General features: G+C 52.2%; 22 protein-coding genes. 11 read left to right on the forward strand and 11 right to left on the reverse strand.

Features of this window, described 5'->3' with window-relative positions:
- Nucleotides 1-28 precede the first annotated feature (28 nt).
- Together ftsZ and lpxC are read left to right on the forward strand one after the other, a co-directional pair.
- The gene (gene ftsZ, locus KWG64_RS14460) at nt 29-1,183 is read left to right on the forward strand and encodes a cell division protein FtsZ (protein ID WP_013577005.1); all 1,155 of its coding nucleotides are present in this window, start codon (nt 29-31) and stop codon (nt 1,181-1,183) included.
- Between the two features lie 98 nt (nt 1,184-1,281).
- Nucleotides 1,282-2,199, forward strand: coding sequence for a UDP-3-O-acyl-N-acetylglucosamine deacetylase (gene lpxC / locus KWG64_RS14465; RefSeq protein WP_152325125.1), 918 nt, complete (start codon nt 1,282-1,284; stop codon nt 2,197-2,199).
- A gap of 15 nt (nt 2,200-2,214) precedes the next feature.
- Here the strand turns inward: lpxC and KWG64_RS14470 are convergent, their stop codons facing one another.
- Nucleotides 2,215-2,739, reverse strand: coding sequence for a DUF721 domain-containing protein (locus KWG64_RS14470; protein ID WP_152325124.1), 525 nt, complete (start codon nt 2,737-2,739; stop codon nt 2,215-2,217).
- Nucleotides 2,740-2,765: 26 nt separating this feature from the next.
- Between KWG64_RS14470 and secM the strand changes: the two genes are divergently transcribed.
- The 3 genes from secM to mutT all read left to right on the forward strand — a co-directional run bounded on the left by secM (nt 2,766) and on the right by mutT (nt 6,605).
- On the forward strand, nt 2,766-3,293 hold the full coding sequence (secM, locus tag KWG64_RS14475; protein WP_195813726.1) for a secA translation cis-regulator SecM: 528 nt from the start codon (nt 2,766-2,768) through the stop codon (nt 3,291-3,293).
- Between the two features lie 80 nt (nt 3,294-3,373).
- Nucleotides 3,374-6,091 (forward strand): preprotein translocase subunit SecA, encoded by a 2,718-nt coding sequence (gene secA, locus KWG64_RS14480; protein ID WP_195813727.1) that lies wholly within the window; start codon nt 3,374-3,376, stop codon nt 6,089-6,091.
- 112 nt (nt 6,092-6,203) lie between these two features.
- Entirely contained in the window at nt 6,204-6,605 is a 402-nt protein-coding gene (gene mutT, locus KWG64_RS14485) for an 8-oxo-dGTP diphosphatase MutT (RefSeq protein WP_195813728.1), read from the forward strand.
- 80 nt (nt 6,606-6,685) lie between these two features.
- Here mutT and yacG read toward each other — a convergent pair whose 3' ends face one another.
- The 3 genes from yacG to coaE are packed head-to-tail and all read right to left on the reverse strand — an operon-like array spanning nt 6,686 to nt 8,273.
- Entirely contained in the window at nt 6,686-6,889 is a 204-nt protein-coding gene (yacG, locus tag KWG64_RS14490; RefSeq protein WP_152325120.1) for a DNA gyrase inhibitor YacG, read from the reverse strand.
- A gap of 9 nt (nt 6,890-6,898) precedes the next feature.
- Entirely contained in the window at nt 6,899-7,651 is a 753-nt protein-coding gene (zapD, locus tag KWG64_RS14495; protein WP_152325119.1) for a cell division protein ZapD, read from the reverse strand.
- Nucleotides 7,644-8,273 (reverse strand): dephospho-CoA kinase, encoded by a 630-nt coding sequence (coaE, locus tag KWG64_RS14500; protein WP_218522259.1) that lies wholly within the window; start codon nt 8,271-8,273, stop codon nt 7,644-7,646. Before coaE ends, zapD begins: the two co-directional genes overlap by 8 nt.
- A gap of 241 nt (nt 8,274-8,514) precedes the next feature.
- Between coaE and KWG64_RS14505 the strand changes: the two genes are divergently transcribed.
- The gene (locus tag KWG64_RS14505; protein ID WP_218522260.1) at nt 8,515-9,558 is read left to right on the forward strand and encodes a GMP reductase; all 1,044 of its coding nucleotides are present in this window, start codon (nt 8,515-8,517) and stop codon (nt 9,556-9,558) included.
- Between the two features lie 59 nt (nt 9,559-9,617).
- Here the strand turns inward: KWG64_RS14505 and hofC are convergent, their stop codons facing one another.
- From hofC to nadC, 4 genes are all read right to left on the reverse strand, one after another.
- Nucleotides 9,618-10,838, reverse strand: a complete 1,221-nt coding sequence (gene hofC / locus KWG64_RS14510; RefSeq protein ID WP_218522261.1) for a protein transport protein HofC — start codon at nt 10,836-10,838, stop codon at nt 9,618-9,620.
- Entirely contained in the window at nt 10,835-12,331 is a 1,497-nt protein-coding gene (gene gspE, locus KWG64_RS14515) for a type II secretion system protein GspE (RefSeq protein ID WP_218522262.1), read from the reverse strand. Before gspE ends, hofC begins: the two co-directional genes overlap by 4 nt.
- Nucleotides 12,328-12,777, reverse strand: a complete 450-nt coding sequence (ppdD, locus tag KWG64_RS14520; protein WP_218522263.1) for a prepilin peptidase-dependent pilin — start codon at nt 12,775-12,777, stop codon at nt 12,328-12,330. Before ppdD ends, gspE begins: the two co-directional genes overlap by 4 nt.
- A 292-nt stretch (nt 12,778-13,069) precedes the next feature.
- Nucleotides 13,070-13,963 carry a carboxylating nicotinate-nucleotide diphosphorylase gene (gene nadC, locus KWG64_RS14525; protein WP_218522264.1) on the reverse strand — a complete coding sequence of 298 codons (894 nt, stop codon included), beginning with the start codon at nt 13,961-13,963 and terminating at the stop codon, nt 13,070-13,072.
- A 94-nt stretch (nt 13,964-14,057) separates the two neighbouring features.
- On the opposite strand from nadC, the gene ampD reads away from it, so the two are divergent.
- Nucleotides 14,058-14,630 (forward strand): 1,6-anhydro-N-acetylmuramyl-L-alanine amidase AmpD, encoded by a 573-nt coding sequence (gene ampD / locus KWG64_RS14530; protein ID WP_218522265.1) that lies wholly within the window; start codon nt 14,058-14,060, stop codon nt 14,628-14,630.
- A 59-nt stretch (nt 14,631-14,689) separates the two neighbouring features.
- The gene (gene ampE, locus KWG64_RS14535; RefSeq protein WP_195823824.1) at nt 14,690-15,544 is read left to right on the forward strand and encodes a beta-lactamase regulator AmpE; all 855 of its coding nucleotides are present in this window, start codon (nt 14,690-14,692) and stop codon (nt 15,542-15,544) included.
- 72 nt (nt 15,545-15,616) lie between these two features.
- Here ampE and KWG64_RS14540 read toward each other — a convergent pair whose 3' ends face one another.
- The 3 genes from KWG64_RS14540 to aroP all read right to left on the reverse strand — a co-directional run bounded on the left by KWG64_RS14540 (nt 15,617) and on the right by aroP (nt 19,615).
- On the reverse strand, nt 15,617-16,597 hold the full coding sequence (locus tag KWG64_RS14540; RefSeq protein WP_218522266.1) for a family 43 glycosylhydrolase: 981 nt from the start codon (nt 16,595-16,597) through the stop codon (nt 15,617-15,619).
- The gene (locus tag KWG64_RS14545) at nt 16,590-18,026 is read right to left on the reverse strand and encodes an MFS transporter (protein ID WP_218522267.1); all 1,437 of its coding nucleotides are present in this window, start codon (nt 18,024-18,026) and stop codon (nt 16,590-16,592) included. The genes KWG64_RS14540 and KWG64_RS14545 overlap by 8 nt, the downstream gene beginning before the upstream one ends.
- A 218-nt stretch (nt 18,027-18,244) precedes the next feature.
- Complete coding sequence (gene aroP / locus KWG64_RS14550) at nt 18,245-19,615, reverse strand: aromatic amino acid transporter AroP (RefSeq protein WP_195813739.1); 1,371 nt, start codon at nt 19,613-19,615, stop codon at nt 18,245-18,247.
- A gap of 429 nt (nt 19,616-20,044) precedes the next feature.
- On the opposite strand from aroP, the gene pdhR reads away from it, so the two are divergent.
- From pdhR to aceF, 3 genes are all read left to right on the forward strand, one after another.
- Nucleotides 20,045-20,815, forward strand: a complete 771-nt coding sequence (gene pdhR / locus KWG64_RS14555) for a pyruvate dehydrogenase complex transcriptional repressor PdhR (RefSeq protein ID WP_013576986.1) — start codon at nt 20,045-20,047, stop codon at nt 20,813-20,815.
- A 164-nt stretch (nt 20,816-20,979) separates the two neighbouring features.
- Nucleotides 20,980-23,643 carry a pyruvate dehydrogenase (acetyl-transferring), homodimeric type gene (gene aceE / locus KWG64_RS14560; RefSeq protein WP_218522268.1) on the forward strand — a complete coding sequence of 888 codons (2,664 nt, stop codon included), beginning with the start codon at nt 20,980-20,982 and terminating at the stop codon, nt 23,641-23,643.
- A gap of 13 nt (nt 23,644-23,656) precedes the next feature.
- Complete coding sequence (gene aceF, locus KWG64_RS14565) at nt 23,657-25,543, forward strand: pyruvate dehydrogenase complex dihydrolipoyllysine-residue acetyltransferase (RefSeq protein WP_218522269.1); 1,887 nt, start codon at nt 23,657-23,659, stop codon at nt 25,541-25,543.
- Nucleotides 25,544-25,620: the final 77 nt, after the last annotated feature.

Raw genomic sequence — 25,620 nt, forward strand, 5'->3', positions numbered from 1 at the left:
CGCGACAGGCACAAAACGGAGAGAAACTATGTTTGAACCTATGGAACTGACCAACGACGCGGTGATTAAAGTCATCGGCGTCGGCGGTGGCGGCGGTAACGCTGTCGAACACATGGTGCGTGAACGCATCGAAGGTGTTGAATTCTTTGCCGTTAACACAGACGCCCAGGCGTTGCGTAAAACGGCTGTAGGCCAGACAATTCAGATCGGTAGCGGTATTACCAAAGGTCTGGGTGCTGGCGCGAACCCTGAAGTGGGTCGCAATTCTGCAGAAGAAGACCGTGAAGCCCTGCGCGCTGCGCTTGAAGGTGCTGACATGGTCTTTATCGCAGCGGGCATGGGCGGCGGTACCGGTACCGGTGCTGCGCCAGTGGTAGCTGAAGTTGCAAAAGATTTGGGTATTCTGACCGTTGCTGTCGTGACTAAGCCTTTCAACTTTGAAGGCAAGAAGCGTATGGCATTCGCGGAGCAGGGTATCGCTGAACTGTCCAAACATGTGGACTCCCTGATCACTATCCCGAACGACAAACTGTTGAAAGTTCTGGGTCGCGGTATCTCTCTGCTGGACGCCTTCGGTGCGGCCAACGACGTGCTGAAAGGCGCGGTGCAGGGTATCGCTGAGCTGATCACCCGTCCGGGTCTGATGAACGTCGACTTTGCTGACGTGCGCACCGTAATGTCCGAAATGGGTTATGCCATGATGGGTTCCGGCGTGGCATGTGGTGAAGACCGTGCTGAAGAAGCGGCTGAAATGGCGATCTCCAGCCCGTTGCTGGAAGACATCGACTTGTCTGGTGCGCGCGGCGTTCTGGTCAACATTACAGCGGGCTTCGACCTGCGTCTGGATGAATTCGAAACCGTGGGTAACACTATCCGTGCTTTCGCTTCTGACAACGCGACCGTGGTTATCGGTACTTCCCTTGACCCGGAAATGAATGACGAACTGCGTGTTACCGTGGTTGCGACCGGCATCGGCATGGACAAACGTCCTGAGATCACTTTAGTGACCAATAAGCCAGCCAGCCAGCCAGTGATGGATCACCGTTACCAGCAGCACGGGATGTCTCCGTTGCCGCAGGAAACCAAGCCAGCGGCTAAAGTGGTGAATGATCAAAGCGCGCAATCCAATAAAGAGCCCGACTATTTGGACATCCCGGCCTTCCTGCGTAAGCAGGCAGACTAGTCCGAATTGTAGGATCTCCGCTCTTTGTGCTAAACTGTCCCACCGATCTTAAGGTAAGCTTAGGTCGGTTGGATGGATAACATTGCGAGATAAATACGATGATCAAACAACGTACATTAAAACGTATCGTTCAGGCGACGGGCGTCGGTTTGCATACCGGCAAGAAAGTCACCCTGACTCTGCGTCCTGCACCGGCAAATACCGGGGTCATCTATCGTCGCACTGACTTGAATCCACCGGTTGATTTCCCGGCAGATGCAAAATCCGTGCGTGATACCATGCTCTGTACTTGCCTGGTCAATGAGCATGACGTACGCATTTCTACGGTTGAACACCTTAATGCGGCACTCGCTGGCCTGGGCATTGATAACATTGTTATCGAAGTCGATGCGCCTGAAGTGCCGATTATGGACGGTAGCGCCGCGCCTTTCGTCTATCTGTTGATGGACGCTGGGATCGAAGAACTGAACAGCGCGAAGAAATTTCTGCGCATCAAAGAAACTGTGCGTGTTGAAGACGGTGATAAGTGGGCAGAGTTCAAACCATTCAATGGTTTCTCTCTGGACTTCACTATCGACTTCAATCACCCGGCGATTGATTCCAGTTCACAGCGTTACAAAATGAACTTCTCCGCAGAAGCATTTGTTCGCCAAATCAGCCGCGCACGTACTTTTGGTTTCATGCGTGATATCGAATACCTGCAGTCACGTGGTTTGTGCCTGGGTGGCAGCTTTGATTGCGCGATTGTTGTGGATGATTACCGTGTGCTTAACGAAGATGGCCTGCGTTTTGAAGATGAATTCGTTCGTCACAAAATGCTTGATGCTATCGGTGACCTGTTCATGTGTGGGCATAACATCATTGGTGCGTTTACCGCATTCAAGTCTGGCCATGCGTTGAACAACAAGTTATTGCAAGCGGTACTGGCTAAGCAGGAAGCCTGGGAATTAGTTACCTTCCAGGATGAAGCTGAAATGCCTCTGGCTTTTAAAGCACCTTCCACAGTATTGGCGTAATCGGTACTGATATCATTACTTATTACGACTGGTTGTTTTGGCACCCTCTCCGGCCAATTCAGCCAGTCGTTCTAATGCCTTTCTGAGTTTTTCCGGGCTACGGCTCGCCAGTCCCCGTAATTCTTCCGCACTCTGCGCACTCAAATGTCTGACCGGCATGGATTCAGATGCGATCGCTTTATTTTTAACCGCAATCTGCGACGCATTTTCCATTTTCGCCATGAGCGAAGGATTAATCCTGATGTCGATTGACGACAATGATGGTAGAATTTGCGCTCGAAGTGCAGAGAGCAATGCGGGTTGTTCATAGCGTAAGCGCATCATCCAGCTGGCATTAGCTATCTCAAGTACTAAAACTCCCTGTCGATAATTACCGACACGACACCATGGTTGCATGGGCGCCGGTAACAGACCTTTCACTGCGCGGTTAAGTTTTAATAACGCCGCCGCACGCTGTTGAACAATACGCAGCGGGCTCTGCTCTGTGGAAGAGGCATCATCGAACAGGATATCTAATAATTGTGGGCGGCTATCGCGCATGATGGGCTCCGGCGGATTGTAAACTTGTGATTGGTATTCTAAATCGTTGGCGACAATTTGGCAGAAGGTATTTTTGGCCGCATCTCCTGTTGGGGATGGTCGCGGCGAGCCTTGGCGTGTCAACGAACCTCTCGCAAACGGAACTGCCTGCGGTTCCCAATACGTCCTCAAGTCTAAACCGACTTAACATCGGCAGTACAGGACTGAGTAACCTCGCGTTGCTACAGGCAAATCGCCGCCCGTCTTTCGGTGTGGATTACTGGCAGCAGCATGCACTGCGCACGGTCATCCGTCATCTTTCTTTTGCGCTGGCGCCGCAGGTGGTTTACACCGCAGCTCAACCTGAAATTGTCGCGCAGGAAGCAGAACCTCTTCACGTACAGCAACTTGCGCTGCTGGTGACCCTGAATGCATTACTGACGCATGAATCCAAACCACCGGTTATCATTCGTCATACGCAACAACCTTTCCTGAATTTCTCTTCATCGCATCAAACCGGACTGTGGTTAGCACAGGTGCAAGGCATTCGTGCCGGCCCGGCCTTCCTGATTTAACAGACTGTAAATTTAAAATATATCTATAAATCAATAAATTAGTGGCTGCATTTAGTGGCCTCCAAGAGATATTAAGCATCATGTTAATCAAATTATTGACCAAAGTTTTTGGTAGCCGTAACGATCGTACACTGCGCCGTATGCGTAAAGTTGTGGACCTTATCGGCCGCATGGAACCTGAAATTCAGAAGCTGACCGACGAGCAACTGAGAGCTAAAACCGATGAGTTCCGTGAGCGTCTGGCAAAGGGCGAAGTCCTGGAGACTCTGATCCCGGAAGCCTTTGCGGTGGTTCGCGAATCCAGTAAACGTGTCTTCGGTATGCGCCACTTTGACGTTCAGTTACTCGGCGGTATGGTGCTGAACGAGCGCTGCATCGCGGAAATGCGTACCGGTGAAGGTAAAACGCTGACCGCAACGCTGCCGGCTTACCTGAACGCATTGAGCGGTAAAGGCGTTCACGTTGTAACCGTCAACGACTACTTAGCCCAGCGTGACGCCGAAAATAACCGTCCATTGTTTGAGTTCCTCGGTCTGAGCATCGGTATTAACCTGCCGGGTATGCCTTCTCCGGCTAAACGCGCTGCTTACGCTGCCGACATCACTTACGGTACAAACAACGAATACGGCTTTGACTACCTGCGCGACAACATGGCTTTCAGCCCTGAAGAACGCGTTCAGCGCAAACTGCACTACGCGCTGGTGGATGAGGTTGACTCCATCCTGATCGATGAAGCTCGTACTCCGCTGATCATTTCCGGTCCGGCAGAAGACAGCTCAGAGATGTACACCCGCGTGGACAAACTGATCCCTAAACTGATCCGTCAGGAAAAAGAAGATTCCGACACCTTCCAGGGTGAAGGCCACTTCTCCGTGGATGAGAAAGCACGTCAGGTTCATCTGACCGAACGCGGTCTGGTTCTGATCGAAGAAATGCTGGTCGAAGCAGGCATTATGGAAGAGGGGGAATCTCTGTATTCCCCGACCAACATTATGCTGATGCACCACGTTACCGCTGCGCTGCGTGCACACGTGCTGTTCACCCGCGATGTCGATTACATCGTGAAAGACGGTGAAGTTATCATCGTTGACGAACACACCGGTCGTACCATGCAGGGGCGTCGCTGGTCTGATGGTTTGCATCAGGCAGTTGAAGCGAAAGAAGGCGTTGATATTCAAAACGAAAACCAGACGCTGGCTTCAATTACTTTCCAGAACTACTTCCGTCTGTATGAAAAACTGGCCGGTATGACCGGTACTGCGGATACTGAAGCGTTCGAATTCAGCTCCATTTACAAACTGGATACCATCGTTGTGCCAACGAACCGCCCTATGGTGCGTAAAGACATGGCCGATTTGGTGTACATGACTGAAATGGAAAAAATTGGCGCGATTATCGAAGATATCCGTCAGTGTACTGCCAAAGGCCAGCCGGTTCTGGTGGGTACCATTTCGATTGAGAAATCCGAAGTTGTTTCCAATGAACTGACTAAAGCGGGCATCGCGCACAGCGTTCTGAACGCCAAGTTCCACGCAAAAGAAGCAGATATCGTCGCACAGGCTGGTCAGCCAAGCGCGGTAACCATCGCAACTAACATGGCCGGTCGTGGTACCGATATCGTGCTGGGCGGCAGCTGGCAGGTCGAAGTTGAAAACCTCGGCGAAGAAGCGACCGACGAAAAAATCGCAGAAATCAAAGCAGCCTGGCAGATTCGCCACGATGCGGTTCTGGCTTCCGGTGGTTTGCACATTATCGGTACTGAGCGTCACGAATCACGCCGTATCGATAACCAGCTGCGCGGCCGTGCAGGTCGTCAGGGTGACGCCGGTTCATCACGCTTCTATCTGTCTATGGAAGATGCCCTGATGCGTATCTTTGCGTCTGACCGTGTGTCGAGCATGATGCGTAAACTGGGTATGAAACCGGGCGAAGCGATTGAGCACCCTTGGGTGACCAAAGCGATTGCCAATGCTCAGCGTAAAGTTGAAAGCCGTAACTTTGATATTCGTAAGCAATTGCTGGAATACGATGATGTCGCCAGCGATCAGCGCCGTGCGATCTACAGCCAGCGTAACGAATTGCTGGACGTGTCTGATGTCAGCGAAACCATCGCCAGCATCCGTGAGGACGTGTTCAAGGCGACTATCGACAGCTACATTCCGCCGCAATCTCTGGAAGAAATGTGGGATGTTCAGGGGCTTCAGGATCGCCTGAAACAAGATTTCGAGCTGGAAATGCCGATTGCAGAATGGCTGGATAAAGAGCCTGAATTGCATGAAGAAACCCTGCGCGAACGTATTATGGAAATCGCTAAAGAATCTTACGCCCGCAAAGAAGAAGTGGTTGGCGCAGAAATGATGCGTAACTTCGAGAAAGGGGTGATGCTGCAAACGCTTGATTCCTTGTGGAAAGAGCATCTGGCCGCAATGGACTACCTGCGTCAGGGCATCCATTTACGGGGTTATGCGCAGAAAGATCCTAAGCAGGAATACAAACGCGAATCCTTTGCTATGTTTGCCGCCATGCTGGAATCACTGAAATATGAAGTGGTCAGCGTGCTGAGCAAAGTTCAGGTTCGTATGCCTGAAGAAATTGAAGCAATGGAAATTCAGCGCCGCGAAGAAGCCGAGCATCTGGCCCGTCAGCAGCAGCTGAGCCATCAGGATCAGCAGGAGATTGAAGTGGCTGAAGCTGCACGCCTTGCCGCATCCGGCGAGCGTAAAGTCGGCCGTAACGATCTCTGCCCATGTGGTTCCGGTAAGAAATACAAACAATGCCATGGCCGCCTGCAAAAGTAAGATCTCAGGCTAAGTCATCGTGTTAATCTTAAAGGCGGCTAATCACCGCCTTTATTTTTTTCTAAAAATCCTTATATAAGACAGTCATTATAGTCAGTCAATAGGTGGAAAAGTGACGCTTAAACAACTGAATATCGCAGCCGGTATTATCCGGAATTCCGGTAAAGAAATCTTTATTACTCAACGTGATGCGTCTTCCCACATGGCAGGGTTCTGGGAATTTCCGGGCGGTAAAATAGAAGCGGGTGAAACGCCTGAGCAGGCTGTCATTCGTGAGTTGCAGGAAGAAGTGGGCATTGAGGCGAAAGCCCCTGTTTTACTGAAAACGCTTGAGCACCGGTTCCCGGATCGCATTATCACGCTTTACTTCTTTCTGGTGGAAGATTGGCAGGGCGAGCCATATGGAAAAGAAGGGCAACCAAAGCGGTGGGTTAAACAGTCAGACCTGAAAGCGGAGGAATTTCCTCCGGCCAACGAAGCTGTCGTAAACGCCCTGAAAAACAACGAATTCTGATTTTCCGGGCATCAGAGCGCCCACAAAAAAGGGGGCTATGCCCCTTTTTAAACTTTAGTGTCTGCGACATCTGCCGGATGTCAGTGTGAAATCTCTTCTTCACTCCAGTCATCCAGATCATTCACATCCCCTTTACTCGGAATGCGTTTCTCTTCGTCGGCCCACTCACCGAGATCGATAAGCTGGCAGCGCTTGGAACAAAAAGGACGATAAGGGCTTTCTTCGCCCCAGACCACCGTCTTGTTACACGTCGGGCAATTTACTTCAATAATTTCGGGATCCATTTGCAACTCCTAGCAGCAGGCAAGTTCAAAATTCAGTCGTGCCGGAACCACGCCATGTTCGCTGTCCAGCGGTAAGAAGCGGATGGCATAACGGGTTTTGTGCCCGGAAACTTGCGGGTAAAGCAGGTTTTCCAACGAGAGGCGCAAGCGTAACAGATCTGCACCTTCTGCGTTATCCTGGAAAAAACCATTCAGGCTGATTTGATTACGAAAAGCGCCGGACTGGCGAATTAAACCCAGCACCATCGTGAGTGAGTTGTTGAGCGGCGCCAGTGTTTCAAGCCAGTTCTGGACTTCGCTGTCGCGCTGAGATTGTGCCAGATGCAGCCAGATATGCAGCGTCGGCAAATCAAAACTACAGCAACCGCCGGGAATACTCTGACGCTGGCGAACCAAAGCAATCAGACGATCTTCTTTAAGAGCCTGACCTATTCGCGGTGCTTTCATCAATACGGAAGCGCACTGTTTCAGTTCGGCACGCAATCCGTCGATCCGCGACGCATCTACCCCCGGAACATCCTGCCATTGGGATAATTTCTGTTGCTGGCGTTCCAGCTCTTTCAGCAAATCAGTACGGACTTCTCCGCGCTCCAGCACGTCCAGTAAATCAGACGCGGTGCGAAAGAACAGCAGGGCGGAAGCCGCAGCAGTAATTTGTGCATTCGCGTGCATCTGCTGTAGCAGGAATTCGATACGCAACCAGGTACGCATTTTTTCATTCAGAGGATGTTCAAAAAGAACGGTTGCAGCTACATCAGTCATGCTTGGCAATATCCTGTCTGTTTTCGCCCGCTGCCAGTTTCAGATAGCAGCGATGTAATTGGGCAACACGCGGTTCGATCGTTTGAGGATCTCCGCTGTTATCAATAATGTCATCCGCGCAGGCCAGGCGTTTTTCACGGCTCACCTGCGCGGCAATAATACTTTCAGCCTGATGGCGGTCAACGCCGTCGCGCAACATGGTGCGGGAAAGCTGAATTTGTGGCTCGACGTCCACCACCAGAACGCGATCAGCCTGCGTTTGCAATCCGTTTTCAATCAGTAACGGCACCACCCAAAGCACATAAGGCGTATCGGCCTGCGCAATAAGGTGCTGTGTCCGGGCGTGAATAATAGGGTGTAATAATTTATTAACCCATTCTTTTTCAAGCGGATTACTAAAAATACGCTCCCGTAACGCCGGGCGATTCAGCGAGCCATCGGCAAGAATAATACTTTTGCCAAATCGTTTGCCCAGTTCTTCCAGCGCCTGCTCACCTGCCGCTACAACCTGGCGGGCAATAATATCTGCATCGACAATGCTTATGCCATGACGGCTGAAGCTTTCGGCAACGGTACTTTTGCCGCTTCCGATACCTCCGGTCAATGCAACGACGTAGCTCATATTGGCGCTCTGATAAAATTAGTTAGGTAAATGATAAAGAGATTATGAGTAAGTGCAAGCCGCCGTCGTCTTGGTTTTGATGCGAAAAATTATTCACCAGCCCAATCAAAAGTCTGTGATGTATGTTCTAAAAGCTTCCTTGCCGTTGTCATTTTCCTGTGTATGATAAAACCACTGGAAAGGGTGTCTAAAATTTGTTGTACGCCCTAGCGATCCGTCGCCAAACCAGGACAAAGCCGTCATGCGTATTGAAGAAGATTTGAAGTTAGGTTTTAAAGACGTTCTCATCCGCCCTAAACGTTCTACCCTCAAAAGCCGTTCCGAAGTCGAACTGGAGCGCACGTTCACATTCAAACACTCTGGTATCAGCTGGTCAGGCACGCCGATTATTGCTGCCAATATGGACACAGTGGGTACTTTCCGCATGGCAACGGTGCTGGCGTCTTTTGGTTTGCTGACGGCGGTGCATAAGCATTACAGCGTTGAGCAATGGCAGGCTTTCATCACCTCCGCTGACGAGTCAGTTTTAAAAAATGTGATGGTGTCGACCGGCACGTCTGAAGCTGATTTTGTTAAAACACTGCAAATCCTCGCGCTTTCTCCGCTGCTGAAATTTGTCTGCCTTGACGTGGCTAACGGTTATTCCGAACACTTCGTCGGTTTCCTTCAACGCGTCCGTGAAGCCTGCCCGGACAAGGTTATTTGCGCCGGTAACGTGGTCACAGGCGAAATGGTCGAAGAGCTGATTCTTTCTGGCGCTGATATCGTTAAAGTCGGTATCGGCCCGGGTTCTGTGTGTACCACGCGTGTAAAAACCGGTGTGGGCTATCCGCAACTTTCTGCCGTTATCGAATGCGCAGATGCCGCTCACGGGCTGGGCGGGCAGATCGTCAGTGATGGCGGTTGCGCCGTTCCTGGCGATGTTGCTAAAGCTTTCGGCGGCGGTGCAGACTTCGTGATGCTTGGCGGTATGCTGGCAGCACACGAAGAATGTGAAGGCACCGTCGTTGAAGAAAATGGCGAGAAATTCATGCTCTTTTACGGAATGAGCTCAGAATCGGCTATGAAACGCCACGTTGGCGGTGTCGCTGAATATCGTGCTGCGGAAGGCAAAACTGTAAAACTGCCTTTGCGTGGCCCGGTCGAAAATACCGTGCGCGACGTTCTTGGCGGCCTGCGTTCTGCCTGCACCTATGTCGGCGCAGAACGTCTCAAAGAACTGACCAAACGTACTACCTTTATTCGTGTCGCAGAGCAGGAAAACCGCCTGTTCGGCAGCAAATAAACCGGTAAATTATCTGCGGCGAAACACGTTTTCGCCGCAATTATTTTCCCCGCCCATCGTTATCCCATCACCGAACCCAGCTGAAAAATGGGCAAGTACATCGCAATTACTAATCCGCCAACAATCACGCCCATCACTGCCATCAGTACCGGCTCAATCGTTTGAGATAACGTATCCGCCAGCGAATTTGCTTTGTTGTTATGCAACTGTGCCAGTTTAAGTAACAGCTCATCGAGCGTTCCGGATTCCTCACCGATTTTTATCAACTGCTGACATAACGCAGGAAATAACGGTGAATCCTGAAATGCTTTATGCAAAGGCGTCCCCTGCATAATTTTTTCGCGAATCACGTCAAGTGCTGTCTGGAAATGCAAGTTTGACACAGATGCTGACGCGGCAGCCAGCCCGGCAATCAGCGTCATTCCTGCGCGTTGTGTCATCGCCAGCGTTTGAAAAACCTGACTGAGGCAACTGTCAGTGACCAGCCGAGAAGTCAGCGGTAATCGCAGAAGCAGCTTTTGCTCGCGCAACTTCCAGCGAATGTGTGGATGCAACTTTTGCTGATAGCCAAAACAGCAACACGAGACAATGCCGGTCAGCCATGGCCCTGAGCTGACCAGCACGTCGGATACGCCTATCAGCATTCGGGTAAACCAGGGCAGCTGCGCATCGAAGGTGGCATAGATCTTCGCAAATTCCGGCAGAACCAGCGTCAGCATTAACAACGTGACGAAGGTGGCGATGACGCTGACGATCAGCGGATAGCGCAGCGCCTTTTTCACTTTCGCTTTCAGTTGCGCCTGTTGTTCCTGTTGCGCCGCCAGCTGCAAACAGCATTGGTCTAACTGACCGGTCAGCTCGCCGATAGAAACGAGTTGCCGGTAAATCGGCGGGAAAACGTCAGGGTAAGCACTTAACATTGCCGATAACGGTTTACCTTCCCTGACGCCTTTCGCCACGTTATGCAAAACACAGTGCCAGGCGGGTTTCGGATGTTCGTTTGCCAGCAGCGCCAGGCTGCTGACCAGCGGCAATCCGGCCTGTAGCAGTGTGGCGAGTTGCCTGACAACGGAAATACGCTCCTGGTTTTTCCAATAACCGGCCGTCAGGCGCCGGATCATTGTGATCTTCATTGGTTGCAAACCCGCAACGAAAAGTTGCTGATAAATGCTGTCTTTGTTTATCTCAATGACATCGCCTTGCTGGATGCTTCCCAGAGTATCAATAGCCTGCCAGTGAAAAAGCCGCCATTTTGGAGCGATCACTGGCGTTTCACTCATGCGCAATGACCTTCGCCGGTCACCCGATAAAGCTCTTCAAGTGAGGTGATACCTTGTTCAACCAGCAACATTCCCGCTTCCTGTAATGTCTTTTGTCCCTGTTCACGGGCGATTTTACTCAGCTCGCTGACACTGGCATCGGCCACCAGTGCCTGCTGGAGGCGGGGAGTGATGTTCAGTATTTCGTAAATCCCCATCCTGCCGTAATAGCCGGAAAAGCATTGATTGCAGCCCGCTGCCCGCCACATTGGCGCGGGCCCGCTGTTGCCGTCCGGCCCGTTTACGACCAGAGACAGATGTGGCTTCCGGCAGTGCGGGCACAGTTTTCGCACCAACCTTTGGGCAATGACCAGACGCAAACTGGCTGCGATATGGAAACCTTCAATGCCCATCTGCCGTAGCCGGGTCAGTGTTTCGCACGTTGAGTTGGTATGCAGCGTGGAAAGCACCAGATGACCGGTCTGCGCGGCTTTAACGGCAATCTCAGCCGTTTCTCTGTCACGAATTTCGCCGACCATGATCACATCCGGATCCTGTCGCAACAATGCACGCAGAACGCTGGCAAAACTCAGATCCGTCTTGCTGTTGATCTGCGTTTGATTGATGCCACTGACCGGGATTTCAACCGGATCTTCAACGCTGCTGATATTGCGTGAGATGGCGTTGAGATGGCGCAATCCGCTGTAAAGCGTCACCGTTTTGCCGCTGCCTGTCGGCCCTGTCACGAGGATCAGCCCCTGCGGGTGCTTGAGCGCGGCTTTAAAGTATTCCAAATCGCGCAGCGTGAAGCCTAACTGAGACATCGCCAGATCCTGCTGGGTCATGTGCAGGATCCTCAGAACGATTTTTTCACCATGCAGGGTAGGCAGGGAAGAGACGCGCATTGAATAACGCTGATTTTGCAGCATGACGGAAAGCTGGCCGTCCTGCGGCAAGCGACGCTCGGCGACGTTAAGTTGCCCCATGATTTTCAGCCGCGCGCAAACACCCGCTGCCATCGAGAATTCAGGACCGGGGATTTCCTGCAACACGCCGTCAATTCTCACCCGTACGCGGAAACTGTTTTCGTAGGGTTCAAAATGGATATCCGACGCCCTGCGGTTGATTGCCTGCCGCAGAATCTGGTTGAGGACGTTTACCACCGGCGCATCGCTTTGGTCATTCAGCGCGTTATCTTCAGGACCACCAGATGACGGGGATTGTCCCCCGGTGGCGGATTCCTGCTTCATTTGCGTCGGGCTCTTTTCCTTGTGTTGTTCCATTCTGGCCTGCGGCCAGCGTTCCACCTGAACTTTTAATCCGCTGGCAAAGCGCAGCACGTTACTCAGCGTTTCTGTCTCAGCTTCCGCTTCATGACAGGCAACGCGGATCGTCTGTTTATCGCGATGCACAATGACGGCTTTGTAACGCTGACATAGGGCGTCCAGCGAGGCGTCGCTGTGCTGCCTTTCGCTATCTGTGGGTGAAACAGGATTGAGCGGGGTATCGGTCATTTTACGGCTCCCGTGGTATCAAAGCGGAAAACGCTTTCGCAGGCTTCCACCATCGCGGCATTGCCGGCGCTGGTGCAGGTGCGGTTCCAGATAATACCGCCGGCCTGAGCATCCACGGATGGGGTCATGACGACGCTTAGCCCGTTGAGTGCCTGCTGGCCGGTCAGTGAAATCACGCCAGCAGTGACCTGTGTTTTACTGACATAACGGCTGGTGGCGGCTGCCGGGATGCCTTCGCTGCCTGCGTTGCAGCTGCTTAATGAGCCGGTATCAATGACGCACAGCTCGACGCCGGTTTTATACGGCACCATGGTTTGCAGCATGTCGGTCATTGCGGCTTTCTGGATGTAACTTTGGTAAGCGGGAATACCAATGGCGCTCAGAATCGCAATAATTGCGATCACGACCATCAGTTCAATGAGGGTAAATCCTTGTTGCCGTTGCATGGCGTTCTCCATTTGTGAGGCTGCTGGGTTGTTGCTCGGCAGCAAACTAAATGGGGAAGAAAATTTCTGCCAGTGCCTTTGGTGAGTTTTCCAGGATGCCTTCCACGGTCTTTACCGGAGACGACAAACGCGTCAAAACTTTTGCGGCATGTCTCTCAGCAATGAAAGACAAATGAAAAAGAGGCTGGCGGTCAGAAGTATTGAGTGGGAGGGTATTGCGGCAAGATGAAATAGACCGAAGGGAAGTCGTGTTGCCCCTGAAATGGAATTCAGGGGCAACAGCGCAAAATGCTCAGCTAAAACGCATTGAGAGATCCATTGCGCGGACATGCTTGGTCAGGGCACCCACGGAGATGTAATCCACACCCGTTTCGGCAAATTCACGCAGCGTTTTCTCTGTGACGTTACCGGAGACTTCTAGCAGCGCGCGGCCAGCGGTCAGGGCAACGCCTTCACGCATCATCGGAACGGTGAAGTTATCGAGCATAATAATGTCAGCGCCGGCATCCAGCGCCTGCTGAAGTTCGTCGAGTGATTCCACTTCCACTTCAACAGGAACATCTGCGTGGATCCACAATGCGCGTTCAACGGCAGCTTTAATCGAGCCACAGGCAATAATGTGGTTTTCTTTAATAAGAAATGCATCGGCCAGGCCGAGACGATGGTTGCTTCCGCCACCGCACAGGACGGCATATTTCAGCGCTGTACGCAGACCCGGCAAGGTTTTGCGCGTGTCCAGCAACCGGGTTTTGGTGCCTTCGAGGATTTTTACGTAGTGATTTACTTCGGTAGCCACGCCCGAGAGTGTCTGGACGAAATTTAGTGCGGTGCGTTCGCCGGTCAGCAACATACGCGCAGAGCCGGTCAGCTCACACAGTTTCTGATTTTCAGAAACAACATCGCCGTCTTTGACGTGCCATTTTACAGAAACTTTATCACCGGCCAGTTGGTGGAAGACTTCATCCAGCCAGCGTTGTCCGCAAAAAATACCGGCTTCGCGGGTGATGATCGTCGCGCTCGCCTCTTTATCCTGCGGCAGAAGTTGTGCGGTTAAGTCGTTGTTAGCGTTGGCCTCGCCCCCGAGGTCTTCGCCAAGCGCCTGAGTCACAATGGCGGGGATATCATGCTGAATACGTTCGAGTAACTGTGCGCGGCGACTTTCAGGGCTGTAGCTGCGTGTAGACATACAAATACTCCGAAATGGCGGATAAGAAGGACAAAAAAACATGCTACCCTGTTGCTGTGATAAGTACCACACAAGCACATCATTGAGGCCTTTGATGCACTTAGAACATGGCTGGATTGCCGGAGCCCGGCAGGTCGTTTCCCCTCATTTTGATCTCCGTCCTGACGACGAGATCCCTTCTTTGCTGGTCGTCCATAACATCAGCCTGCCACCTGGAAAGTTTGGTGGTCCTTATATTGATCAGTTGTTTACCGGTACGCTGGATCCGCAGGATGATCCTTACTTTGAAGGGATCCACCAGCTGCGCGTAGCGGCACATTGCCTGATCCGACGAGATGGCGAGATTGTTCAGTATGTTCCATTTGATAAACGCGCGTGGCATGCCGGTGTTTCCAGCTGGCGCGGGCGTGAGCGCTGCAATGATTTCTCGATTGGTATTGAGCTGGAAGGCACCGATTTTGTGCCCTTTACGCAGGCGCAGTATCGCAGCCTTGCGGACGTTACCGGCTTGTTAATTAAGCACTATCCGATTAGTCTGGACGCCATTACCGGGCACAGCGATATTGCTCCGGGGCGTAAAACAGATCCCGGCCCTGAGTTCGACTGGGCATTTTATCGCAAGCTGTTGGCATCGCCGGTAGTGCAAAATGAGTCTTCTGACCAGTGAGTGAAAAGGCCGCCGGTTTTTTTGTTTTAAGAATGTGTAGAGAGAGAGAGTGATAGTCGATGACGTTATTTACTTTGCTGCTGGTGCTGGCTTGGGAGCGGTTGTTCAAACTGGGTGAACACTGGCAGTTGGATCATCGGTTTGAGTTCATTTTCCGTCGCGGGCGGCAGACTTCTTTAGTCAAAACGCTGGCGATTATGATTGTCTGGATGGCGATTATCTGGGCCATTTTACGTGCCCTCCACGGGTTATTCTTTGGTGTGCCTTCCCTCGTTATCTGGGTGATTTTGTGTCTGCTGTGCATCGGCGCAGGCATCAAACGCAAACATTACCGCGCCTATTTGAAATCTGCCCGTCAGGGAGATGCGGACGCCTGTAAAGAGATGGCGGAAGAGCTGGCGCTGATCCACGGTTTGCCGAGTGACTGCACGGAAGAAGCCCGTTTGCGAGAACTGCAAAATGCGCTCTTGTGGATAAACTACCGTTATTATCTCGGGCCGTTGTTCTGGTTTGTGGTCTGCGGGCCTTACGGACCTGTTGCGCTGGGCGGATATGCCGTTCTGCGGGGTTATCAGACCTGGCTGGCGCGTCACATGACGCCACTCAAACGTTCGCAGTCCGGCATCGACAGCCTGTTGCATGTTCTTGACTGGATCCCCGTTCGTCTTGCCGGTGCGGCGTATGCGCTGCTCGGGCACGGTGAGAAAGCGTTACCAGCGTGGTTTGCCTCGCTCGGCGATATTCATTCCTCGCAGTATCAGGTGCTGACACGGCTGGCGCAGTTCTCATTGGCGCGTGATCCGCATCTGGATCCCGTTCAGACGCCTCGCGCCGCAGTGGGTCTGGCGCGCAAGGTCACCATGATTATTCTGGTTGTGGTCGCGGTTCTGACGATTTACGGCGCGCTGATTTAAGGCCTGCTTATCGCAAAGTAAAAGTACGCATTAAAAAAGCCCGGCACATTTCTGTTGCCGGGCTTTTTGTTTTTATTGCGCCGTGTTTTTTTGCAACGTCAGTGGCCGGTTGTCCGGGGCGGGAACACCAAAGTCCGGCAGTCCGTTTTCATCCCAGACGAAGGTTTTAATCCGGGTATGACGGTTCGGGTCATACAGCGGGTCGCCCTCAATTTCAGTGTAATTTCGGGCATGATAAACCAGCACGTCTTCGCCCTGTTCGTTGCGCGTAAAGCTGTTGTGACCGGGGCCAAACTGCCTGTTCTGCTTATGTGTGGTGAATACCGGTCGTGGCGATTTATGCCATGCAGCTGCGTCGAGCAGATTGCTGCCGGTGTCTGCCGAGAGCAGCCCGATACAGTAATTTTCATCGGTCGCGCTGGCGGAATAAGTAATGAAAATTTTATCGCCGTGCTTAATCACTGCCGGGCCTTCATTTACCCAAAAGCCGATAATTTCCCAGTCCAGTTCAGGTTTGCTGAGCATGACGGGCGGTGATTTCAGCGTCCACGGATTCTCCATTTCGGCAATGTACAAATTAGAGTTACCCCGAATAGCCGGGTCTTTTTGCGCCCACAGATAATAGCTTTTTCCCTGATGTTCAAAGTGCGTTGCATCAAGCGAGAAACTGTCGATTGGCGTCTGGATCCGGCCTTTCCCCTCCCATTTTCCCGTGAGCGGATCGGCATTTTCACACACCAGCGCATACATGCGGTGCTGGAATAGTCCATCAACGATGTCCTGCGAGGGCGCAGCGGCGTAATAAATTACCCATTTCCCGTCAATGAAATGCAGTTCAGGCGCCCAAATCAGTGCGCTCATCGGGCCGGTATCGGGTTTATGCCAGACCACAGTGGCAGGTGAGTCGGCCAGCCCCGTCAGCGTTGACGAACGCCGGATTTCGAGCCGGTCGTATTCCGGAACTGAGGCAATAAAGTAATAGTGGCCATCGCTGTGCAGCCAGATGTGAGGATCCGCGCGCTGTTCAATCAGCGGATTCGGGTAATTACTCATGTTTCAGCTCCTTGCTGTGAAGGGGGGCAGAGGCAAGTTCTTGCGCCTGTTTTTCATCATGATATTCATTGAGTTCGCGGTAGTTGCGACGGCGAATTTCCAGATCAGTCTGAATTGTCCGCATGGTTTCGCGATCCACTTTCAGCAGGCGTACAACCCCCGCCGTAATGAGATAACCGACGCCGGGAATGACGGTAAACAGCAGCACAATCCCGTTGATGGCGTGGTCACTTTGTTGCGCCGCACCGGCGTTGTAGCCGTAAGCGGAGAGCAGGAATCCGACCATCGCACCTGCTACGGCCAGCCCGCATTTCAGGAAGAACAGGTTGCCGGAGAAGCTGATCCCGGTGACGCGTTTACCCGTTTTCCATTCGCCGTAGTCATCCACGTCGGCCATCAGCGACCAGTGCAACGGCGAAGGGAGCTGATGCATGATGTTAAGGACAAAGTAAGCCACCAGGATCAGCGTCGTGGCGTGCGGGTCGAGGAAATAGAACCCGCAGGAGAAAATTGTCAGGATGATATTGGCCCAGAAGAAGACTTTCAGTTTGCAGTATTTGTCCGTCAGCGGTTTCGCCAGGGCGCTGCCAATCATCATGCCGACCACGCCGAGGCTGATAAACATACTGGCGAATGACGTCGATTTTTCCATCACCCAGGTAACGTAATACATGGTGGCGGCCATGCGGATGAAGCCGGGGCAGACATTACAAAAAGTCAGTAGCAGAATGCGAACCCACTGGTCGTTTTTCCACACGTCTTTCAGGTCGGATTTTAGGGCGTGTTTGGACGGCACAGCAGGCTGTATGCGTTCTTTCACTGAACTGAAACAGAACAGGAACATAAACAGCGCGATGATTGCCATCACGCCCATCGACATCTGGTAGCCCTTAGCTTTGTTCGCGCCGCCGAAGAAATCGGCCATGGGCAGCAGGGTAGACGACAAAATCAGTGTGGCAATACCGACCATAAAGAAGCGGTAAGACTGGCAGGCGACGCGTTCATGCGGGTCGGCGGTGATTACGCCGCCGAGCGAGCAGTACGGAATATTGATGGCGGTATAAGTCAGCGACATCAGGAAATAGGTGATGAAAGCATAGATAACTTTGCTGTTGTAGCTCCATTCCGGCGTGGTGAACATCAGTACGCTGAACAGAACGTAGGGCACCGATATCCATAACAAATACGGACGGAACCTGCCCCAGCGGGTGGTGGTGCGGTCAGCAATCGCCCCCATTATCGGGTCAGTAACGGCGTCGATAATCCGCACCGACAACAGCAATATGCCGACCAGCGCCGGGGCAAGGCCGAAAACGTCAGTATAAAAATAATTGAGAAACAGCATGATGGCGCCGCCAATCATATTGCAGCCCGCATCTCCCATTCCGTACGCTACTTTCTCTTTGAACGACAGCGCGCCTTCCTTCATGGATGTTCTCCGGCTATTGGTTAAAAAGGTAAGTTGTTAAAAAACTGTTTGATAGCGTTGAGTATTGGCTGGAGAGGCGAAGAGGAGTCAGGAGGTAAGAGTCATGAAGATGGACGATTTGGTCATGTCGGACAAACTGTGACGCATATAACAAAGCGCCCCGGTAAGTGAAACTTAGCCGGGGCGCTTTACGTTTTTAGCAATGATAAACCGGGGGCTTACGCGTTAACCGATTTGCCACTTTGCTGATTTTTAATCCAGTAGCCAACGCCCAGGATCACCAGCCAGACCGGGATCAGCCAGACGGAAATCGCCATGCCCGGCGTGATAGCCATAATCACAAGAATTGCGGCCATGAACAGCAGGCAGATGTAGTTACCTACCGGATAAAGCAGCGCTTTGAACTTGGTTTCGATCCCTTTGCGGTGCATCGCCTTGCGGAATTTGATGTGCGCAAGGCTGATCATCGCCCAGTTGATCACCAGTGCAGAAACCACCAATGCCATCAGCAGGCCGAAAGCTTCACCCGGCATCAGGTAGTTAATCAGTACGCAAAGTGCAGTGGTCACGGCAGACACGAGGATTGATGCCACCGGAACGCCGCGCTTGTCGACATTGAGCAAGGCTTTTGGCGCGTTGCCTTGCTGAGCCAGACCAAACAGCATGCGGCTGTTGCAGTAAACGCAGCTGTTATAGACCGACAATGCTGCCGTCAGGATCACGACGTTCAGCGCGTTAGCGACCAGCGCATCACCAAGATCATGGAAGATCAGGACAAACGGGCTGGTATCCGGCCCGACGCGGGTCCATGGCATCAGGGAAAGCAGAACTGCCAGTGAGCCCACATAGAAAATCAGGATGCGGTAGATAACCTGGTTGGTTGCTTTCGGAATGCTGACTTCAGGATTATCCGCTTCTGCCGCGGTAATACCGACCAGCTCAAGACCGCCGAATGAGAACATGATGATTGCCATCATCATCACCAGCCCGGTCATGCCGTGAGGCAGGAAACCGCCTTGCTCCCACAGGTTACGGACAGTCGCTTGCGGGCCTGCAGTGTCGCTAAACAATAACCAGCCGCCGAACAGAATCATGGCCACAACAGCAACCACTTTAATGATGGCAAACCAGAACTCCATTTCCCCGAACACTTTGACGTTGGTCAGGTTGATGGCGTTAATCACCACGAAGAAGACCGCCGCTGAAGCCCAGGTTGGGATCTCCGGCCACCAGAACTGAATATATTTACCGACTGCCGTCAGTTCGGCCATCGCGACCAGAACGTAAAGCACCCAGTAGTTCCAGCCGGAAGCAAAACCGGCAAATCCACCCCAGTATTTATAGGCAAAATGGCTGAATGACCCGGCAACCGGCTCTTCAACGACCATCTCACCTAACTGGCGCATAATTAAAAACGCAATAAAACCAGCGATTGCGTAGCCGAGAATAATCCCGGGGCCCGCAGACTGGATGACGGAGGCGCTGCCCAGAAACAGACCTGTCCCGACAGCCCCACCCAGCGCGATCAACTGAATATGACGGTTTTTCAGGCCGCGCTTCAGCTCATCGCCTTGTTGTTGATCAACCATTTACCTGTCCTCTGTCATTGGGGCAAAACCCATAACATTCTGCGTGTTAGAAAGAATGTAAGGCGATAATTACACTTTTTGTATTTAATTATTTACGGCTGGATTGTGCCTAAAAAGCAGCATCATCTACCGTTCGGGCAAGAATAGTGTTATGCGCAAAAGTTTGCACGGGGTTTATGCACCGTCTGCATAACAAATAGCCAAATTGACTGGAAATTTGTTCAGGATCTAAAAAATGTGATCTGACGCAGAGAAAAATCGAGAGATGATAAGAATTTGTTAAATTGTGCGAGGGCGACGCATTTACTGGGTCACCATATGGACACAAGGTGAATACTTTGTTACTTTACGGCCACGTTTTTTAAATTGGTATTACCAATTGACTCCGGCAACTTACAGAGTCGCTACTCGCAGAGAACAACACATATTATGGCTTACAGCAAAATCAGACAGCCTAAGTTATCCGATGTGATCGAGCAGCAACTTGAGTTCCTGATCCTCGAAGGCACCTTGAGACCCGGGGAAAAGCTTCCGCCAGAGCGCGAACTGGCCAAACAGTTTGATGTTTCGCGACCTTCTCTCAGAGAGGCTATCCAAAGCCTGGAAGGGAAGGGACTGCTCCTGCGCCGCCAGGGTGGTGGTACTTTCGTCCAAAGTAATCTGTGGCAAAGCGTGAGTGATCCGCTGGCTGAGTTACTGGCCGACCATCCTGAATCACAATTCGATCTCCTTGAAACACGACATGCCCTTGAAGGGATCGCTGCGTATTACGCGGCGCTTCGTGGCACAGAGGAAGATTTGCAGCGCATTCGCGATTGTCACGTGGTCATTCAGACCGCACAGGACAGCGGAGATCTGGACGCAGAAGCCGATGCGGTTATGCAGTATCAGGTCGCTGTAACAGAAGCAGCGCATAATGTTGTGCTGCTGCATCTGGTTCGTTGTATGGGACCGATGCTCGAGAAGAACGTTCGACAGAACTTTGAATTGCTTTACTCACGCCGGGAAATGCTGGCCACGGTAAGCAACCACCGCGCCAGTATTTTCGAGGCGATTGTTGCACGGGAACCTGAAATAGCGCGTGCCGCATCTCACCGTCACCTGGCGTTCATTGAAGAAGTTTTGCTGGATCTCAGCAGGGAACACACCCGGCGGGATCGGTCTTTACGACGGCTCCAGCAACGAAAAGATGAAAGTTAACCTTCGGGGTTAATTTTGAGAGCCTTCATTTGAGGGCTCACGGCAACTACATGACGGGCCTGTCTTCGTGCGTTTTGTTCAGTATGAAGAGCTTTTGAAGCAAGAGCGCAGGAAGACAGGCTCCAGATAAACCAACGTATAAGATACAGATAAGGAAAAGCACCATGTCAGAACGTGTAAATAATGACGTGGATCCGATCGAAACTCGCGACTGGCTACAAGCGATCGAATCGGTCATCCGTGAAGAAGGTGTTGAGCGTGCGCAGTTCCTGATCGATCAGGTTCTGAGTGAAGCGCGTAAGGGCGGCGTCAGCGTCGCTGCTGGTGCTGCCAGCCGTAACTACGTCAATACCATCGCTGTTGAAGACGAACCGCAATACCCGGGTAACCTGGAGCTGGAACGTAATATTCGTACCGCAATCCGCTGGAACGCCATCATGACCGTTCTGCGCGCTTCCAAGAAAGACCTGGAACTGGGCGGCCACATGGCTTCCTTCCAGTCTTCTGCGACCGTGTACGAAGTGTGTTTCAACCACTTCTTCCGCGCACGTAACGAGAATGACGGCGGCGATCTGGTGTACTTCCAGGGCCACATCTCTCCGGGCGTGTACGCGCGTGCTTTCCTTGAAGGCCGCCTGACCGAAGACCAGATGAACAATTTCCGTCAGGAAGTTCACGGTAAAGGTCTGTCTTCTTATCCGCACCCTAAACTGATGCCTGAATTCTGGCAGTTCCCGACCGTTTCCATGGGTCTGGGCCCGATCGGTGCAATCTATCAGGCTAAATTCCTGAAGTACCTGGAACACCGTGGTCTGAAAGACACCTCCGCGCAGCGTGTTTACGCGTTCCTGGGCGACGGTGAAATGGACGAACCAGAATCCAAAGGCGCGATCACCATTGCGACCCGTGAGAAACTGGACAACCTGTGCTTCATCATCAACTGTAACTTGCAGCGTCTTGATGGCCCGGTTACCGGCAACGGCAAAATCATCAATGAACTGGACGGCATCTTTGCAGGCGCTGGCTGGAACGTGATCAAAGTGATTTGGGGCGATCGTTGGGATGCTCTGCTGCGTAAAGATACCAGCGGCAAACTGATCCAGCTGATGAACGAAACCGTGGACGGCGACTACCAGACCTTCAAGTCCCGCGACGGTAAATACGTTCGTGAACACTTCTTCGGTAAATACCCTGAAACTGCGGCACTGGTCAAAGACATGACCGACGACGAGATCTGGGCACTGAACCGTGGTGGTCATGATCCGAAGAAAGTCTTTGCTGCACTGAACAAAGCGGCAAATACCAAAGGCCAGCCTACCGTAATCCTTGCGCATACCATCAAAGGTTATGGCATGGGTGATGCGGCCGAAGGTAAAAACATTGCTCACCAGGTGAAGAAAATGAACATGGATGGCGTGCGCTATATCCGTGATCGTTTCAGCGTGCCGGTTTCCGATGAAAATCTGGAAAAACTGCCGTATATCACTCTGGAAAAAGACTCTGCAGAATACAAATACCTGCATGAGCGTCGCGCTGCGCTGAAAGGCTACCTGCCGACCCGTCTGCCAAACTTCACTCAGAAACTGGAAATGCCTGCGTTGTCTGATTTCGCTCAACTGCTGGAAGAGCAGAAGAAAGAAATCTCCACAACCATCGCTTTCGTTCGTGCCCTGAACGTGATGCTGAAAAACGACTCCATCAAAGACCGTCTGGTCCCGATCATCGCCGATGAAGCGCGTACATTCGGTATGGAAGGTCTGTTCCGTCAGATTGGTATTTACAGCCCGAACGGCCAGCAGTACACCCCGCAGGACCGTGAGCAGGTTGCATACTATAAAGAAGACGAGAAAGGTCAGATCCTGCAGGAAGGTATCAACGAACTGGGCGCCGCTTCTTCATGGCTGGCCGCAGCGACTTCTTACAGCACCAACGATCTGCCAATGATCCCGTTCTACATCTACTACTCCATGTTTGGTTTCCAGCGTATCGGCGACCTGTGCTGGGCAGCGGGTGACCAACAGGCGCGTGGCTTCCTGATCGGCGGTACTTCAGGTCGTACTACCCTGAACGGTGAAGGTTTGCAGCACGAAGATGGTCACAGCCACATTCAGTCTCTGACTATCCCTAACTGTATTTCTTACGACCCGTCTTACGCGTACGAAGTGGCAGTCATCATGCATGACGGTCTGGTTCGTATGTACGGCGACGCGCAGGAAAACGTTTATTACTACATCACTACGCTGAACGAAAACTACCACATGCCAGCAATGCCGGAAGGCGCTGAAGAAGGCATCCGTAAGGGTATCTACAAGTTAGAAACTCTGGACGGTAGCAAAGGTAAAGTACAGCTTCTGGGCTCCGGTTCTATCCTGCGTCACGTTCGTGAAGCGGCTGAAATCCTGTCCAAAGACTACGGCGTAGGCTCTGACGTTTACAGCGTAACTTCCTTCACTGAACTGGCCCGTGACGGTCAGGACTGTGAGCGCTGGAACATGCTGCACCCAACCGAAACTCCACGCGTTCCGTACATCGCTCAGGTGATGAGCGACGCGCCAGCGGTTGCGTCTACTGACTACATGAAACTGTTTGCTGAACAGGTTCGTACTTACGTTCCGGCCAGCGATTATCGCGTTCTGGGTACGGATGGCTTCGGTCGTTCAGACAGCCGCGAAAACCTGCGTCACCACTTCGAAGTGGATGCTTCCTATGTTGTGGTTGCTGCGCTGGGTGAATTGGCTAAACGCGGCGAAATCGAAACTTCTGTAGTGGCTGAAGCCATTAAGAAATTCGATATCAATCCAGAAAAAGTTAACCCGCGTCTGGCATAAGAGGTAAAGACAGATGGCTATTGAAATTAACGTACCGGACATCGGTGCAGATGCAGTGGAAGTCACCGAAATCATGGTGAAGGTGGGCGATAAAGTTGAAGTTGAACAATCGTTGATCACCGTTGAAGGCGATAAAGCTTCTATGGAAGTGCCTTCTCCACAAGCAGGCGTGGTCAAAGAAATTAAAGTTGCGGTCGGCGATACCGTCGAAACCGGCAAACTGATCATGATCTTCGAAGCCGCTGACGGTGCTGCTGATGCAGCACCTGCGAAACAGGAAACGAAAGCAGAAGATAAACCTGCTGCTGCCGCACCTGCTTCCAGCGAAAGCAAAGAAGTGAATGTGCCAGATATCGGCGGCGACGAAGTTGAAGTCACCGAGATCATGGTCAAAGTGGGCGACACCGTGTCAGCTGAACAATCGCTGATCACCGTAGAAGGCGACAAAGCTTCTATGGAAGTCCCTGCTCCGTTCGCGGGCAAAGTCAAAGAAATCAAAATCGCTGCGGGCGACAAAGTCAGCACCGGTTCTCTGATCATGGTCTTCGAAGTCGCAGGTTCTGGTGCAGCAGCACCGGCAGCGGCAGAAGCCAAATCAGAAGCGGCTCCGGCTGCTGCACAAACTGGCAGCAAAGAAGTGAACGTGCCTGATATCGGTGGCGACGAAGTTGAAGTCACTGAAATCATGGTTAAAGTGGGCGACAAAATCAGTGCGGAACAATCACTGATTACCGTTGAAGGCGACAAAGCTTCAATGGAAGTCCCGGCTCCGTTCGCGGGTACCGTGAAAGAAATCAAAATCGCTGCGGGCGACAAAGTCAGCACCGGCTCTCTGATCATGGTCTTCGAAGTTGAAGGCGCTGCGCCTGCTCCGGCGGCGAAGAAAGAAGAAGCTGCTGCCCCTGCGAAACAGGAACAAAAAGCCGCTGCGCCTGCTGCTCCGGCTGCAAGCAAAGGCGAATTCGCTGAGAATGACGCTTACGTTCACGCCACGCCGGTTATCCGTCGTCTGGCCCGTGAATTCGGCGTTAATCTGGCGAAAGTGAAAGGGACAGGCCGTAAAGGTCGCATCCTGCGCGAAGACGTTCAGACTTACGTGAAAGACGCGGTCAAACGCGCTGAAGCTGCTCCGGCTGCTGCCACTGGTGGCGGTATTCCGGGCATGCTGCCTTGGCCGAAAGTTGATTTCAGCAAGTTCGGCGAAATCGAAGAAGTGGAACTGGGCCGTATCCAGAAAATCTCCGGTGCAAACCTGAGCCGTAACTGGGTGATGATCCCGCACGTTACACACTTCGACAAAACCGATATCACTGAGCTGGAAGCGTTCCGTAAACAGCAAAATGACGAAGCAGCGAAGCGCAAACTGGATGTGAAATTCACGCCAGTGGTCTTCATCATGAAAGCCGTTGCGGCTGCTCTTGAGCAGATGCCACGTTTCAACAGTTCTCTGTCCGAAGATGGCCAGAAACTGACGCTGAAAAAATACATCAACGTCGGTGTTGCGGTTGATACGCCTAACGGCCTGGTTGTTCCTGTCTTCAAAGATGTGAACAAGAAAGGTATCGCTGAGCTGTCCCGTGAACTGATGGCTATCTCCAAGAAAGCGCGTGACGGTAAGCTGACTGCTGCGGAAATGCAGGGCGGTTGCTTCACTATCTCCAGCCTTGGCGGTATCGGGACGACCCACTTTGCGCCAATCGTCAATGCGCCTGAAGTGGCTATCCTGGGTGTTTCCAAGTCTGCGATGGAACCGGTCTGGAACGGTAAAGAATTCGTTCCGCGTCTGATGATGCCAATGTCGCTCTCCTTCGACCACCGTGTAATCGACGGTGCGGATGGTGCGCGCTTCATTACCATCATCAACAACGTACTGTCTGACATTCGCCGCCTGGTGATGTAAGCCAAAAAGCCGGCCAAACGGCCGGCTTTTTTCTGGTAATCTCTTTCTGCCGTCAGAGATTATCAGGTGGAAAACGT

The sequence above is a fragment of the Rahnella sp. PD12R genome (assembly GCF_019200965.1).
GTDB lineage: Bacteria > Pseudomonadota > Gammaproteobacteria > Enterobacterales > Enterobacteriaceae > Rahnella > Rahnella laticis.